The sequence below is a fragment of the Stenotrophomonas sp. ISL-67 genome (genome assembly GCF_018612915.1).
Taxonomy (GTDB): Bacteria; Pseudomonadota; Gammaproteobacteria; order Xanthomonadales; family Xanthomonadaceae; genus Stenotrophomonas.
Window position 1 is genome coordinate 1 of sequence record NZ_JAGGRL010000002.1, and the last position, 14,351, is coordinate 14,351.

17 protein-coding genes are annotated in these 14,351 nt (G+C 62.0%); 6 read left to right on the top strand and 11 right to left on the bottom strand.

From position 1 onward, the window contains the following. Window positions 1–17: 17 nt before the first annotated feature. The 4 genes from J7J08_RS03645 to J7J08_RS03660 all read right to left on the bottom strand — a co-directional run bounded on the left by J7J08_RS03645 (window position 18) and on the right by J7J08_RS03660 (window position 3,468). Complete coding sequence (locus J7J08_RS03645; RefSeq protein WP_214901626.1) at window positions 18–257, bottom strand: hypothetical protein; 240 nt, start codon at window positions 255–257, stop codon at window positions 18–20. A 233-nt stretch (window positions 258–490) separates the two neighbouring features. Then, a complete protein-coding gene (locus J7J08_RS03650) occupies window positions 491–814 on the bottom strand; it encodes a hypothetical protein (protein WP_214901628.1) in 324 nt (107 codons plus the stop codon). A gap of 362 nt (window positions 815–1,176) precedes the next feature. Further along, window positions 1,177–2,904: a type IV-A pilus assembly ATPase PilB gene (pilB, locus tag J7J08_RS03655; RefSeq protein ID WP_214901630.1), complete on the bottom strand. Its 1,728-nt coding sequence runs from the start codon at window positions 2,902–2,904 to the stop codon at window positions 1,177–1,179. A 150-nt stretch (window positions 2,905–3,054) separates the two neighbouring features. Then, window positions 3,055–3,468: a pilin gene (locus tag J7J08_RS03660; RefSeq protein ID WP_214901631.1), complete on the bottom strand. Its 414-nt coding sequence runs from the start codon at window positions 3,466–3,468 to the stop codon at window positions 3,055–3,057. A 359-nt stretch (window positions 3,469–3,827) separates the two neighbouring features. On the opposite strand from J7J08_RS03660, the gene J7J08_RS03665 reads away from it, so the two are divergent. From J7J08_RS03665 to coaE, 3 genes are read left to right on the top strand one after another with little or no spacing between them, the layout of a single operon-like run. Then, a complete protein-coding gene (locus tag J7J08_RS03665) occupies window positions 3,828–5,087 on the top strand; it encodes a type II secretion system F family protein (protein ID WP_214901632.1) in 1,260 nt (419 codons plus the stop codon). Window positions 5,088–5,094: 7 nt separating this feature from the next. After that, window positions 5,095–5,958, top strand: coding sequence for an A24 family peptidase (locus J7J08_RS03670; protein ID WP_214901633.1), 864 nt, complete (start codon window positions 5,095–5,097; stop codon window positions 5,956–5,958). An 8-nt stretch (window positions 5,959–5,966) separates the two neighbouring features. Further along, window positions 5,967–6,578 (top strand): dephospho-CoA kinase, encoded by a 612-nt coding sequence (coaE, locus tag J7J08_RS03675; protein ID WP_214901634.1) that lies wholly within the window; start codon window positions 5,967–5,969, stop codon window positions 6,576–6,578. A 110-nt stretch (window positions 6,579–6,688) separates the two neighbouring features. Here coaE and J7J08_RS03680 read toward each other — a convergent pair whose 3' ends face one another. From J7J08_RS03680 to rimK, 4 genes are all read right to left on the bottom strand, one after another. Then, on the bottom strand, window positions 6,689–8,053 hold the full coding sequence (locus tag J7J08_RS03680) for a HAMP domain-containing sensor histidine kinase (RefSeq protein WP_214901635.1): 1,365 nt from the start codon (window positions 8,051–8,053) through the stop codon (window positions 6,689–6,691). Then, the gene (locus J7J08_RS03685; protein WP_017356179.1) at window positions 8,016–8,693 is read right to left on the bottom strand and encodes a response regulator transcription factor; all 678 of its coding nucleotides are present in this window, start codon (window positions 8,691–8,693) and stop codon (window positions 8,016–8,018) included. Before J7J08_RS03685 ends, J7J08_RS03680 begins: the two co-directional genes overlap by 38 nt. Window positions 8,694–8,837: 144 nt before the next feature. Then, entirely contained in the window at window positions 8,838–9,311 is a 474-nt protein-coding gene (locus J7J08_RS03690; protein WP_214901636.1) for a hypothetical protein, read from the bottom strand. Between the two features lie 240 nt (window positions 9,312–9,551). Beyond that, window positions 9,552–10,457, bottom strand: coding sequence for a 30S ribosomal protein S6--L-glutamate ligase (rimK, locus tag J7J08_RS03695; protein ID WP_214901638.1), 906 nt, complete (start codon window positions 10,455–10,457; stop codon window positions 9,552–9,554). A gap of 255 nt (window positions 10,458–10,712) precedes the next feature. On the opposite strand from rimK, the gene J7J08_RS03700 reads away from it, so the two are divergent. The 3 genes from J7J08_RS03700 to J7J08_RS03710 all read left to right on the top strand — a co-directional run bounded on the left by J7J08_RS03700 (window position 10,713) and on the right by J7J08_RS03710 (window position 11,922). Then, on the top strand, window positions 10,713–11,099 hold the full coding sequence (locus tag J7J08_RS03700; RefSeq protein WP_214901640.1) for a hypothetical protein: 387 nt from the start codon (window positions 10,713–10,715) through the stop codon (window positions 11,097–11,099). Window positions 11,100–11,203: 104 nt separating this feature from the next. Then, on the top strand, window positions 11,204–11,572 hold the full coding sequence (locus tag J7J08_RS03705; protein ID WP_214901642.1) for a hypothetical protein: 369 nt from the start codon (window positions 11,204–11,206) through the stop codon (window positions 11,570–11,572). A gap of 2 nt (window positions 11,573–11,574) precedes the next feature. Then, window positions 11,575–11,922, top strand: coding sequence for an RES family NAD+ phosphorylase (locus J7J08_RS03710; protein WP_343237696.1), 348 nt, complete (start codon window positions 11,575–11,577; stop codon window positions 11,920–11,922). Window positions 11,923–11,928: 6 nt separating this feature from the next. Here J7J08_RS03710 and J7J08_RS03715 read toward each other — a convergent pair whose 3' ends face one another. The 3 genes from J7J08_RS03715 to J7J08_RS03725 form a co-directional block, all read right to left on the bottom strand. Further along, a complete protein-coding gene (locus J7J08_RS03715; RefSeq protein WP_214901646.1) occupies window positions 11,929–12,282 on the bottom strand; it encodes a nuclear transport factor 2 family protein in 354 nt (117 codons plus the stop codon). A 107-nt stretch (window positions 12,283–12,389) separates the two neighbouring features. Continuing rightward, window positions 12,390–13,382 (bottom strand): VacJ family lipoprotein, encoded by a 993-nt coding sequence (locus J7J08_RS03720; RefSeq protein ID WP_214901648.1) that lies wholly within the window; start codon window positions 13,380–13,382, stop codon window positions 12,390–12,392. A gap of 3 nt (window positions 13,383–13,385) precedes the next feature. Continuing rightward, the gene (locus tag J7J08_RS03725; protein WP_214901650.1) at window positions 13,386–14,186 is read right to left on the bottom strand and encodes a MipA/OmpV family protein; all 801 of its coding nucleotides are present in this window, start codon (window positions 14,184–14,186) and stop codon (window positions 13,386–13,388) included. Between the last annotated feature and the right edge of the window lie 165 nt (window positions 14,187–14,351).

Sequence of the window (14,351 nt, forward strand, 5' to 3'; positions counted from 1 at the left end):
ACAAAAGCCTGGGCGATTCACAACTCCTTCATGAACCGATCAAAGGTCGCCGCCTTTCTGGTCGGCGACAGATCTACGAGATAGTAGTCCGCAGTTCCCGAAAGAATGTCAGATGCGGCGCGCCTAGCGACGTTTTTCGTCTTCTCTATTGAAGCCTGGCCGCCACTCCATTGACCCAAGGAGACGATCCAGGACGAGAACCAGTCGGTTGAGAGCAAGAAGATGACGTCATCTTTCTCATCAAAATCATGAAGCAACTCAGTATCCTCGCGGCATGCTGGGGAGATCCCCGTAGGCCGCATCAAAAACCCCCGAGGGCAGGTAGCAACCAATCGAAAGTGTTTTTTCAATCACCTTCTTGAGTGTGTTCTGTCAGCTCCGAACATTGCCGAACCTGTGTTCACCGGCCAACGCACCAACATCGAGCTTGGCCAGACAAGACGTTACGCCACTGAATGATACTTTCACGGAATAGAGGTCTGAGGAGTTTTCAGCGACCATTGAAGAGCGCACTAAACAGCGGAACAAACCCAGTGGCCAGCAGCAAAAGAACAAAGGCAGCTAAGGATCCCACGTGGAGGAGTGCAACAGTAGCGAGCAACTTTCGCGATCGCCACTCCTTCAACGCAGCAAGGCAGGCATGGAATGCATCTCGCATGACCATGAGTTCCCTCGTGAGCAGGACCGGTAGAGCAGCAAATTGCTCTTCCGCCGCAGTCTTTTCCGGCTTCCGCCTGGAGATCACAATCGCGCATGTTCGGCTGAGTGCGTTGATCGCCATGCTGTAGACCATGTAGGGGACGAGCTCCTCCATCGGCTACAACCCACATCCGCAGTCGATGACTCGAGGCGCGCCATCAAACACTGAAAATCCCTTTGGATAGGCGTAAAGAGAAGCGTCAAACCCACCTTGACCGCCCCATGAGGCTTCGGAGCGTGCTGCCCCGAGAGTCAGGGCTAAATAACTTGCCCCACCACAGCGCCTGCCGCTGCAGATCGCATAACTAAATCCTTTTAGGGCGGTAAAGTTCCGGCGCCGCATTCCGTTACGTGCGAGTGACGCTTCGCGGATGATGCCATGTGCCGGGGCAACGATATGGAACTTCCCTCACAACAAGAGGCCCCACAATGCGGGGCCCCATGTAAGTCAATTGTTCCAGGACCGGGGCCGCTGAATCAATCCTTGGTCACCCGGTTGATCTCCGCCAGGCTGGTGGTACCCGCCGCCGCCTTCACCAACGCCGACTGCCGCAGGTCGTTGACCCCCGCACGCTGCGCCGCCTCGGCAATCTGGATGGCGTTGCCGCCGGCCAACACGATGACCGAAATTTCTTCGCTCATCGGCATCACCTGGTAGATACCAGTTCGTCCTTTGTAGCCTTCCGTGCACTCATCGCAGCCCACCGGCTCATACAGGGTGATGCCCGCATCCAGCTGGGCCTGGGTAAACCCTTCGGCCAGCAGCGCGTTGACCGGCAGATCCACCGGCCGCTTGCAGTTGCTGCACAAGCGGCGCGCAAGCCGCTGCGCGATCACCAACGTCACCGAGCTGGTGATGTTGAACGGGGCAATGCCCATGTTCATCAGGCGGGCGATGGTCTGCGGGCCGTCATTGGTATGCAGCGTGGACAACACCATGTGACCGGTCTGCGCAGCCTTGATGGCGATTTCGGCGGTTTCCAGGTCGCGGATTTCGCCGACCATGATGATGTCCGGATCCTGTCGCAGGAACGAACGCAGCGCTGCGGCGAAGGTCATACCCCGCTTGACGTTCTGCTGGACCTGGTTCACGCCGGGCAGGCGGATTTCAACCGGGTCTTCCGCCGTGGAAATGTTGCGTGTTTCATCGTTGAGGATGCCCAGCGCGGTGTACAGCGACACCGTCTTACCCGAGCCCGTGGGACCGGTGACCAGCACCATGCCGTACGGCTTATGGATGGCGTCCAGGAACAGACGTTGCTGTTCGGCCTCGTAGCCAAGCTTATCGATGCCCAGCTTGGCCGCACTGCCATCCAGAATACGCAGCACGACCTTTTCGCCGAACAGGGTTGGCAGAGTGCTGACGCGGAAGTCGATCTGCTTGGTTTTGGACAGGTTGAGCTTGATGCGCCCGTCCTGCGGCACGCGCTTTTCCGCGATATCCAACTGCGACATCACCTTCAGGCGCGCGGCGATGCGTTGGCTGAGCTTGACCGGGGCCTTGGCCACGTTCTTGAGCAGGCCGTCGATGCGGAAGCGCACGCGGTAGTCGTCTTCGTAGGGCTCAAAGTGGATGTCCGATGCGCCCTTGCGGATCGCATCGACCAACACCTTATTGACGAACTTCACCACCGGGGTGTCGTCACCCTTGGCATCGACGCCCGATTCGGTCGTGCCTCCGTCCTCGTCGCCGACCGACACGTCCAGGTCGCCCATGCCGTCATCATCACCACCGAGCGAGCCGCCCAGCGTGTCATGCTTGGACTGCCACTGCTCCAGAGTGCGTTTGATCTGGTCTTCATCGACCAGAATCGGCTCAACCACCAGATTGGTGTGGAACTTAATCTCGTCCAGCGAATGGGTCGGGTCGCTAGTTCCCACGAAGAGCTTGCCGCCGCGTTTGAACAGCGGCAGCACGTGGTGCTTGCGCAGCAGTTCCTCGCTGACCAGGCTGATGGCGCTTTGCCCACTATCGAAAACAGACACATCGAGCAGCGGCATGCCAAATTCAAGTGCGTTGGCGGCGGCAAGTTGAGCCGCAGTTACCAGCTTCTTCTCCGCGAACCACTGCGGTAATGGTTGTTTGGCGGACGCAGCCTTGACCATTGCATCCCGAGCTGCGCCTTCTTCAAGAGCTCCATCTTGAACGAGACGACGGGCGATACCGGTGATTCCGACTAGGTTCGCGGTAACGGCTGTATTCATGTCGCACTCTTTCCCGAAGTTGATCTTGGCTTCTAGCTAAGCTTAGCCCGGACAGCTTGCCTGCGTCCCGATTCAAAGCTGCTTTCGAAGGGCCAAAAAACAAATACCCCGCATCGGCGGGGTATTTGCTGCAAGCATCGAACCGATGAATCAGTTACGGCACTCGGTCGGGACGAACTTGTGGTCGATGTCGGTCGAGCACACCCAGGTCAGCTGACCATTGCCCGCATCGGTGGGGGTCAGGGTGATATCGCCATCAGCACCCGGGACCGCCGAAGTTGCGGTGATGATACCTTCGTCAGCCACGGTGATGCCCGACACGTACTTGGTGGCACCCGGGAAGGTGTAACCCGAGTTCGCGGCGGTCACGTCGGCCAGATCACCCAGCGAAGAAGAGGTCTCCGACACGGCCAGCTTGGCCGGCGCAGCCATCACGATCACTTCCGACACCTTGGCGCGGGTGGTGTAGTCCTGGTAAGCCGGCAGTGCGATGGCGGCCAGGATGGCGATGATCGCGACAACGATCATCAGTTCGATAAGGGTAAAGCCCTGCTGCTTCTTCATGTGTACATCCCCTAGAGGTAGGTAATAAACGAACACCGGGACGAAGCCTGGCCGGCGGACCGGCTGAGCAAGGCAAACGCCCGTGCGGGTGGTTGATAGCAGGTTGCGTGCCAAGTGGTCCAGCAATGCTCCCCAGCATTTCCCCGGCGCAATGATGGCAGCAAACTTCAGGATTGGAACCCCCCGCACGGCAAATTGCGACATGACCGGCATTGTGACGCGTTGCGTCACCTTCTGACGGCATCGGTCCTTGACCCGGGTCACGGATTGCCGTGCAAGAGGGATGCCACTCCGGCCCGGAACCGGCTACCATTCGGCGGAGAAGCCCGCCTGGGGATGGCGCGGCCGGGGAGCCTTACATGTCTGTCAGCCGTAGTGCGATCAAGAAAGAGCCCGTGGCGCGTAGCACCATGGAGCTGCAACCGTTTGTCTGGGAGGGGACCGACAAGCGGGGTGTCAAGATGAAGGGCGAGCAGCCTGCGAAAAACGCCAACATGTTGCGTGCCGAGTTGCGCCGCCAGGGCATCATGCCCGGCATGGTCAAGCCCAAGCCCAAGCCGCTGTTCGGTGCGGCCGGCAAGGCCGTCGGCTCGAAGGACATCTCGTTCTTCAGCCGCCAGATGGCAACCATGATGAAGTCCGGCGTTCCCATTGTGAGCGCCTTGGAGATTATCGGGAGCGGGCACAAGAACCCGCGCATGAAGAAGTTGGTTGACGGCATCCGGAGCGACATTGAGGGCGGTTCATCGCTATACGAAGCGATCAGCCGTCACCCAGTGCAATTCGATGAGTTGTATCGCAACCTGGTCCGCGCGGGCGAAGGTGCTGGTGTGCTGGAAACCGTGCTGGACACGATCGCCACATACAAGGAAAACCTGGAAGCCCTCAAGGGCAAGATCAAGAAGGCCATGTTCTACCCTGCCATGGTGGTTGCGGTCGCGATCATCGTCAGTGCAATTCTGCTGATCTTCGTGGTGCCGCAGTTCGAAGAGGTGTTTGCAGGGTTTGGCGCTGAGTTGCCGGCATTCACGCAGATGATCGTGAATCTCTCAAGGTTCATGGTGTCTTACTGGTGGCTGATGGCCGCCATCCTCGTTGGGTCAATCTTCGGGCTCTTGTTCGCCTACAAGCGGTCTCCCAAGATGCAGCACACACTTGACCGCCTGATCCTCAAGGTGCCGGTCATCGGCGAGATCATGAACAACAGCGCCATCGCCCGCTTCGCCCGCACCACCGCCGTGACCTTCAAAGCCGGTGTACCGCTGGTGGAGGCCCTGGGCATCGTTGCCGGTGCCACCGGCAACAAAGTGTACGAGGAAGGCGTGCTGCGCATGCGCGACGACGTGTCGGTCGGCTACCCGGTCAACATGGCCATGAAGCAGATCAACCTGTTCCCGCACATGGTCATCCAGATGACGGCCATCGGCGAAGAGGCCGGTGCGCTCGACGCCATGCTGTTCAAAGTGGCCGAGTACTATGAGCAGGAGGTCAACAATGCCGTGGACGCCCTGAGCAGCCTGCTGGAACCGATGATCATGGTGTTCATTGGTACCATTGTCGGCGGCATGGTGATCGGCATGTACCTGCCCATCTTCAAACTCGGCGCCGTCGTCGGCTAAGGACACCATGGCATTTCTCGACCAGCATCCCGGCCTCGGCTATCCCGCCGCAGCCGCACTGGGGCTGTTGATCGGCAGCTTCCTCAACGTTGTCATCCTGCGCCTGCCCAAGCGGCTTGAATGGCAATGGAAGCGCGACGCCCGGGAGGTGTTGGAGCTGCCCGACCTCTACGAACCGCCACCGCCCGGGATCGTGGTCGAGCCGTCGCACTGCCCGCACTGCAAGCACAAGCTGTCCTGGTACGAGAACATCCCGCTGTTCAGCTGGTTGATCCAAGGCGGCAAGTGCCGCCACTGCCAGGCGCCGATCTCCATCCAGTACCCGCTGGTGGAGTTGTTGACTGGCGTACTGGTGGTGGCGAGCGTGTGGCAGTTCGGCTTCGGCTGGCAGGGCTTTGGCGCCATCGTGCTGAGCTGTTTCCTGGTGGCCTTGTCCGGCATTGACCTGCGCACCCAGCTATTACCCGACCAGCTCACCCTGCCGTTGATGTGGCTGGGCCTGATAGGCAGCATCGACAACCTGTACATGCCGGCCAAGCCCGCCCTGCTGGGCGCCATTGCCGGCTACCTGTTGCTGTGGTCGGTGTGGTGGCTGTTCAAGCAGATCACCGGCAAGGAAGGTATTGGCCACGGCGATTTCAAGCTGCTGGCCGCGCTGGGCGCCTGGTGTGGGTTGAAGGGCATCCTGCCGATCATCCTGCTGTCGTCGGTGCTTGGGGCGATCATCGGTTCGATCTGGCTGTACTCGCGGGGCCGCGACCGTGCCACCCCGATCCCGTTTGGGCCCTACCTGGCCGTTGCCGGCTGGATCGTGTTCATGTGGGGCGAACCGTTGATCAATGCGTATCTGCGGGTATCCGGCCTGCGCTGAGGGCAGCGATGAGCCAGTTCGTGATTGGATTGACCGGCGGCGTGGCCGCCGGAAAGAGCGAGGTAACCCGGCGCTTCGAGGCGCTGGGCATCACCATCGCCGATGCCGACGTGGCCGCCCGCGCCGTGGTGGCCCCCGACAGCGATGGCCTGGCCAGGATCGTGGCGCACTTTGGTTCTGGGATCCTGCTGGCCGATGGCCAGCTTGACCGCGCCACACTGCGCGAGCGCATCTTCAGCTCCGCGCAGGAGCGGCAGGCGCTGGAAGCCATTACCCACCCTGCCATTCGGGAGCTGCTGCGGCAGACCTGCGAGCAGGCGCAAAGCCCCTATGCCATTGCGGCGATTCCGCTGCTGACCGAGGCCGGCGGCCGCCAGCACTATCCGTGGTTGAACCGGATTCTGGTGGTGGATGCGCCGGTGGCCGTGCAGCACGCGCGGCTGATGCAGCGTGACGGCACCACGGCCGATTTGGCCGACCGGATGATTGCTGCGCAGGCCAGCCGTGAGGAACGCTTGGCGCTGGCCGATGACGTGGTGGTCAATGATGGGCACCCAGATCACCTGCAGGCCGAGGTGGAGCGGCTGGATCAGGCGTACCGGAAGCTGGCAGCCGCGTAGCGACACGCCATGCGTGTCCCAGGGGGTGTCCGGTCGTTCGTTTGCGCGGCCTTCGTTGGGGATCTCGAGGACACGCATGGCGTGTCGCTACGGGGCCGGTGCGCCCGGGGTTATGCCGGGGCGAAGGTCAGCGTGGCGATCACACCCCTGTCCACGCCCGGGCGCACGTTGACCTGCCAGCCATACAGATCGCACAGGCGGCTTACGATCGACAACCCAATGCCGCCGCCCTGCGAGTGGCCGGCATGGGTGCCCCGGTAACCCCGCTGGAACAGCTTGGCGGCATCTTCGGCGCTCAGGCCCGGGCCGCTGTCGATCACTTCGACCCGGTTGCCGGTGACCAGCACCCGTACCGAGCCTTCCTGCGAATACTTCACGGCGTTGCCGATCAGGTTACCCAATGCCACCGACAACGCCGATTCCGGGGCGTCGATAACCAGTTCGCGGTCGCCTTCCAGCACCAGCTCCAGCGGCTTGCCGCCCAGCTGGGCGCGGTGCGAATCGAGCAGCTGCTCGGCCACCCGGGCGACGTTGCTGCTGCCCTGCCCGCGTTCGTTGCGCGAGAGCAGCAGCAGCGAGCCGATGAGGTCGGTGCACTGCTGTTCGGCGCGCTGGATGCGTTGCAGGCGCTGCAGCACTTTCGGGTCCAGGTCCGGCCGGGTCAGCAGCAGCTCGGTGGCGCCACGGATGACGGCCAGCGGGGTGCGCAGTTCGTGGCTGACGTCGGCGTTGAATTCGCGGTCGCGCTGTACCACTTCGGTGAGCCGTGCCGAATAGTCGTCCAGCGCTTGGGCCAGCTGCCCGACCTCGTCGTCGGGGAAACGGGGTGCCAGGGGCGTGGGGTCGCTGGTACCGCCCCGGTAGGCACGCAGGCGCGCGGCCAGGTCGGAGACCGGCTTCATCACCTTGGAGGCCGACCACCAGCCCAGCACCAGCGACAGCGCGCTGAACACCAGCACCGAGACGAACAGTGCGCGGTTCAACTGCCCTTCGCCGCGCAGGCTTTCGGTCATGTCGTAGGCGAGGAAGAACCAGGCATCCGGGGTTTTGCGCACGGCAAGTTTGTAGGAGAACCGATTGCCGCGTTCGTCCACACCCCCGAGGCTGTGGATGCCATCGCTGAACTCGTACCAGTCCGGCTCCTCTTGGCGAAGCGCATCGAACTTGTCCGGCCCCACGATGCGCGCCCGCATCTGCTGCACGGGCAGATCAGGGTTTTTCTTGGGATCTTCGAAGTAACGGTGTGCGTATTCGTCGATATTGCGGTTCATCACATCTTCGACGAGTTGGTTCTCCACGCGCGCGCGCGCCCAGTTCGTGGCGAACGCAAACAGCGTGGTCAGGCAGAAGCCCAACAACACGAACGAGACGATGATGCGGCTGCGCAGCCGGCGCCGGTACGGGCCCCGGCGGCGCTCCCCCCTGCCCGCCACCGGATCAGGCTTCCGGGGCGGCGATGCGGTATCCGATGCCATGGCGGGTCTGGATCAACGGTACCTCGAACGGCTTGTCCACCACGGCACGCAGGCCGTGGATGTGCACGCGCAGCGAATCCGAGTCGGGCAGCTCTTCGCCCCATACACGGGTTTCCAGCTCCTGCCGGGTGACCACGGCGGGCGCCGCTTCCATCAGCGCCTGCAGGATCTTCAGGGCGGTGGGGTTGAGCTGCAGCAGCTTGCCCTGGCGGCGAACCTCGAGGGTATCGAGGTTGTATTCCAGGTCGCCGGTTTCCAGTACCCGCGTCTGCACGCCCTTGCCGCGGCGCGACAGGGCATTCAGACGCACTTCGACTTCCTGCAGCGCGAACGGCTTGATCAGGTAGTCGTCGGCACCGGAATCGAAGCCGGCCAGCTTGTTGTCCAGCGAATCCCGTGCGGTCAGCATGAGCACTGGGGTCTGCTTGCGCGCTTCATTGCGAAGCTTGCGGCAGACCTCGATGCCATCCATGCCCGGCAGATTGAGATCCAGCACGATCGCGTCGAACTCGTGCACCACGGCCAGGTGTAGGCCGGTCACGCCGTCGGCGGCGAAGTCCACGGTGTGGCCGCGGTCTTCGAGGTAGTCGCCCAGGTTGGCGGCGATGTCGCTGTTGTCTTCAATTACAAGAATTCGCACTGTGACCTCTGTTTCATGAGGGAGAGCCGGAACGGCACCGATACGATCCACGATCGCAGCATCTGCCTTCCCGCGCCGCCTGCTGAACGATACAGGCTGGATTCTTAACAGTAGACACCGACGCGCGCCTTGGCGGCGTCAACGTCAGCCTCCGGGAGGGGCGAAACTGTTGAAGCGCTGGTGGTCGTTCAACAGTGCACGCCCGTTGGCTTCGGCCTTGCGGCGCTGGGCCACCGTCATGCAGACATTCTGCGCCATGTTGCTGCCGGTGCTCCTTTCGCGGCGACAGACCATACGACTGTCCTCCCTGGCCTGGCCCAACACGGTGTTGACCAGCTCCTGGTCGTTGAACACGGCCGTACGGTCCTGCGGACTGAGTTCGCTGGAGAGCGTATGGCCTTCCATCTTCAGCTTGATCCGGCCAAGGGCCTGCTGCACGCGGCTTTTATCTTCCAGCGAAATTTCGCTGTAGGACTCGCTGTTGAGCGCGGCTTCGACCTTCTGGATCTGTACGGCAACGGGGGCATCGCCCGCCATCGTGACAGGTTGCTCCTTAGGCTTGGCTTCGGCCGCACCCACCATCATCAGAGCAAGGGCAATCAAGGTAACTCGACGCATACACATTTCCATCCTTCCATGAACGAACTCCAACTGTACGAGTCTGGGTGAGCCACGACAAGGGACCACCCGCAATGGAAAGACGCTTGGACGAAAAAGGCCCAGACGAATCCCGCCTGGGCCTGAAGTCATTCCCGATTACCGTTATCTGCTGAGGAGGGCAGAGCTGCGGTTCGTTGAAGCCTACGCCGGGGGCGATTAAACCGGTGTTAAAACCGGCCCACCCGCCCGAACAAAAATTCATGCCTTTGATTTTGCAGACTTTTTTGCAGCGGCGACCTGCGCAGCCACGTGCTCGATGATGCGCCCGGCCAGGTCGTCCTGGCTGATCCCCTCGATCCCTTCCAGCCCGGGGGTAGAGTTGACCTCCAGCACCAGCGGGCCGCGGCTGGAGCGGATCAGGTCCACCCCGGCCACCCCCAGCCCCAGCGCACGGGCCGAGCGCACCGCCACCTGCTGCTCGGCGCGGGTGGCCTTGGTCGCACGGGCGCTGCCGCCGGCGTGCAGGTTTGAGCGGAAATCGCCGTCCGGCGCCTGCCGCTGCATGGCGGCCACGACATGGTCGCCCACCACCAGACAGCGCAGGTCGGCGCCTTGGGCCTCGCCGATGAATTCCTGCATCAGGAAGTTGGCGTACAGCCCGCGCAGGGCCTCGACGATGCCACGCGAGGCGCTGGCCTTTTCGGTCAGGATCACCCCACGCCCCTGGGTGCCCTCGTTGAGCTTCACCACGTGCGGCGGCGGGCCGAGCATGGACAGCAGGTCAACGGTGTCATCGGGGTTGTCGCCGAACACCGTGACCGGCATGTCGATGCCCTTGGAGGCAAGTATCTGGTGTGCCCGCAATTTGTCGCGGGCGCGCAGGATGGCATCGGAGGGGTTGGGGGTAACCGCCCCCATCATCTCGAACTGGCGCAGCACGGCGGTGCCGTAGCGGGTCACCGAGGCACCGATGCGCGGAATCACCGCATCCACCCCGGTGATCGGCCGGCCCTTGTAGTGCAGAGTGAAACCGTTGGCCGCAATGCGCATGTAGCAGCGCAATGGGTCGAGTACGCGCACGGTATGCCCGCGCGAGCGCGCCGCGTCCACCAGCCGCCGCGTGGAGTACAGCTTGCTGTTGCGGGAAAGGATGGCCAGTTTCATGGCGGCTTGGATGGGGGATGGGATAGGACGCGAAGCATAGCGCGCCGCTGGTGCCTGCGGATGCGGGACGCGGCCCAATACGTCAGTACGCAGGATGTCAGGATCAATAAGCCGAACCTTCCATAAAACTACCCTACTCCATTGTTTATACCGCTTTTTTTATTGTTCAGCATGTGGTTTCATTATGGTTTAAAGATGGTGCGCCCAGCGCCTCGCTGTGCAATACTCGCCCCACCCCGCATCCTCCCCCGACCCATGCAGACAGCCCCTCTCTTCCTCAGTGTTCCCCAAGGGGATTCCCTGCATTTCGGCAAAGGCGACCACTTCGAACCAAAGAAGGTCGCCGAATTCATGCAACTGGATCGAAACGCGGTGTCCAAGATTGCGTCCGTATCGAGCGCATCCGTCCGCTGGGATGAGAACGCCCCCAGGGCGGTCAAGGAGCGCCTGGAGGAAATCGGGGCAATCGCGAACATGGTGGCGGACATTTTCCAGGGCGATGCCGCCAAGACTGCGCTGTGGTTCCGCAGCAAAAACCCATTGCTGGGCGATGTTGCCCCCAGGGACATGGTGCGACTGGGAAGGCATGACCGGCTGCGCCGATTCATTGTCACCGCCATTCAAGAGGACAAGGTAAGGTAGCGCATGCCACGCAGGCACCAGCAGCCGGTTCCCATTCGTGGTGTACCCAATGACTTCCCGGCCAGCATCCACGTCCTCGACAGGTTTCCGAGTCTGATCTCGAGGTGTGGAAGAAACGCTCCCGGGAATTGGATGCGCTTCATGATGAGCTTTACCACGGCCTGGAACCGGAACGCGCACGGCGCAAAGATCAGCTGATCGAGGCATTGAACGCCAAGCCGGCACCACCCTTGGACTTCAAGAACTGGGTGCGCATGGTGCAGTACCGCTATGCGAACGAACCGCTCTCCGCTGCCGGCAGTGTCAGGTCGATCGGTGGACGATTCAGCATTGGCAATGACTGTGATGAGTCAGGCGCCGCAGCCGTGTTCCCGGCGTTGTACATCGGCGACTCGCATGAGACCGCTTTCCGCGAGTGCTACCAGATGGCATCGGACAGGATGGAGGCGACAGGCCTCTGGCAAGATCGCTGAAGATGGGAAGGCCTGCGGATCTGCTCATACGAACGCCCGGAAAGCTCCAAGCGAATCTTCAGGAGGTGAACTGGAGAGCCTGGCCCGCACAGTTCGGCCTTCCATCGCCCAGCCAGCGCTTCGGCCTGCTTCTCAAATGGGCGGGATATGAAGGAATACTGTATCGATCGAGCAAGCAGCCGGGCTCAACCTGCATCGCCGTGCTGTCCAGCAACATCTGCAGCGAGCGCACTTTCATCGAGCTGGCGGATGGCTGTCCACCCACGATCATCCACAACAGACTTGACCTGTCGACGGCTGACACGCTGTGCGGCTGGGAACACGTCCGCCAGGCCGACCGCGCTCCGTGATAAAGGTCAGCGAATTGGCTGGATCACAAAGGCGTTGAGCTCGACCATCTTCCTGTCCCGGAACCGCCACACGTCGCTGTAGATCAGCTCGGTCGGCTGACCGCCGTCGCCATCGGCCGTGATGGTGCCCAGCGCGACAACCATGTCGTCCTCGGCCACCAGGCGGTCAACCGTGAAGCGCGGTGGCGTGGCGTAGGCGCTCTTCATCCATTGGCGAACCGCTTCTTTACCTTCCAGCGTGCCCTCGCCCACCGTCGTCCAGCGGATGTCGTCGGTGCAGTGGGAAAGGAACCCTTCATTGTCCCCCGCAACGATGGCCTCGTTGGCCTGCAGGAGGACAGACTTGTTGGAACCATGCATGCGAGTGCTCCACGAGGGGCGCAAAGCGCCGACAGCGCATGGTCACAACAATCAGGTTAACAACGCGCAAGGGGAATGAGACCGAAGTGTCAGCGGGGGGATAGATGTCACGGCCCGAAGGGCGCCCCAGCGCTCTGCTTCCTCGACAGCGACCTGACCGCCCTCCTCGCCCGCAGATCCTGATTGATCTGGCGCTGTCGCCGCTGCGCCCAGGCATCACGCACGAAGACGTAGTCATCGAGTGCATCCTCGCGAATGGGGTCCATCGGCAGCAAGCGCGCGCGCCCCTCCACCATCTGCAACGCCATCAGCTTGTCCACCACGCCCGCATTGTCAACATAGCCAAGCGGAGACATCGGCTCATCGCCAACAATGGCAATCGTGTCGCGCACCGTTCGGGGGCCGAGCAGCGGCATCACCAGGTAACGCGAATCACGCCACCCCCAAGAGGCGAGCGTCTGCCCGAAATCCTCACCCTCAGGTCGGGTCATCCCCAGCCGCGTTGCCGGATCGAACACGCCAGCAATGCCTACCGTGCTGTTCACCAGGAACCGTCCCAATGACCGGCCAGCATGGCCTGGTCGGCCCTGCAGCGCCTGGTTGATGGCGGTGGCCGGCAGGCGGAGATTGCCGAAAAAGCGAGACACCCCCGACTGCACCGGATCCGGCAACACCCTGTCGTAGCCAACGGCCACGGGATGAAGCACCGCCCGGTCGAGCACGCTGTTGAAACCATGCATCCTGCGGTTGAAGCGTTCCCAGGGATCGCGAATGACAGGTGTTCCATACAAATCCTGCGCATCCTGCTCGGCCTGCGCCGCCGTATCGGCCGGCTGCATGGGAGCGCCGCCGACGTCATCCGGCACCGCGGGCATGTGCTGCTGCTCGGATGGAACGGCCGTTGCCGAAGACGCCGCGGGCACTGTGTAAGCCGACTGTGCCGGAAGGGAGGAGGTCTTCGGCTGCGACTTGATGGCGTGACCGCTGCAGGCGCTGACCATCAGCACGATGGCAGCAATCACCACGGATTGAACAGCTCTCATCGGAGTATCCCTTGTTGGCGGGCTGGTCTGCGCCGCGTCGCTGGAAGTGTTGTTCATGGCTCAGAATCGGTAGACATAGCCGAGCCCCAGGGATGTCTGGTTCGGCTTGTCGACCAATGGGCTGGCCTCGACTGGGCTGCCGAAGCGGATGGCCCCCAGATCGAGGAACACCAGGTGATGCGGCGCAGGCGTGTAGTCCACCCGCACTCCCGCATGTACGTTGGTGGCCGCTTCGCCCTCATAAAATTGGCGTGTTGCGGTGACCTCGGAGAGGCGAACCCCGTAGTAGTAGTTGATGTACTTCGCATCAACACGCTCCACGGCGACGCGCGGCGTAACGCCAAACCTTCCAGCTGCAAAGCGTCGATCCACTTGGATCCGCGCCCGGGCGCCCTTGCTCTCTGACATCGCATCGGCCAGATACTCGCCGGTAACATTGGCAAAATGCGTCTTCCACACGATCGCACCACCGGCCCACAGACTGGCCTTGCGCTCATCCATGCCCGACAGGATCGGCGAGTCATCGGCCTCGTAGCCATCGCCTGCATAACGCGCACGCAGCCGGAGAGATAGCGCCGCCCCGCTGTAGAGTTTCACATCGAACGTAGGAACAGATGCGCTGATCCACCTGTTCTCATAGCTGATGACCGGCATGGCGAGAGTTTCAGTGTCGAAGTCGCGATAAGGCTTTTCAAGGGCGATGACCCCTGCCCCGATGCCCCAGTTCGAGCGGGTGGTTTCCGCCGCGCGCGCATCCTTGGCATAAGTGGTGAACGCGCACGATCCTGACAGAACGATGGCCGCCATCAGCGCGCGCCCCAACGGGGCTCGCAGCGCAGGGGATTCAGAGGGTTGCTGCATGGTTGTTTCCTTTCCTTGAAGCAGGGGGGGAGATGCATCCGAGGGACCGCCTGGTTGATGCGCTACCGGATCGATGCATGAGGTGCAGGTCCGCATCCGGGTGTGCGGACAGGTACGAATCCTGGGCCGCGCTGGTTAGGCGCTCTTTAGCCTTTTTAGGAATTG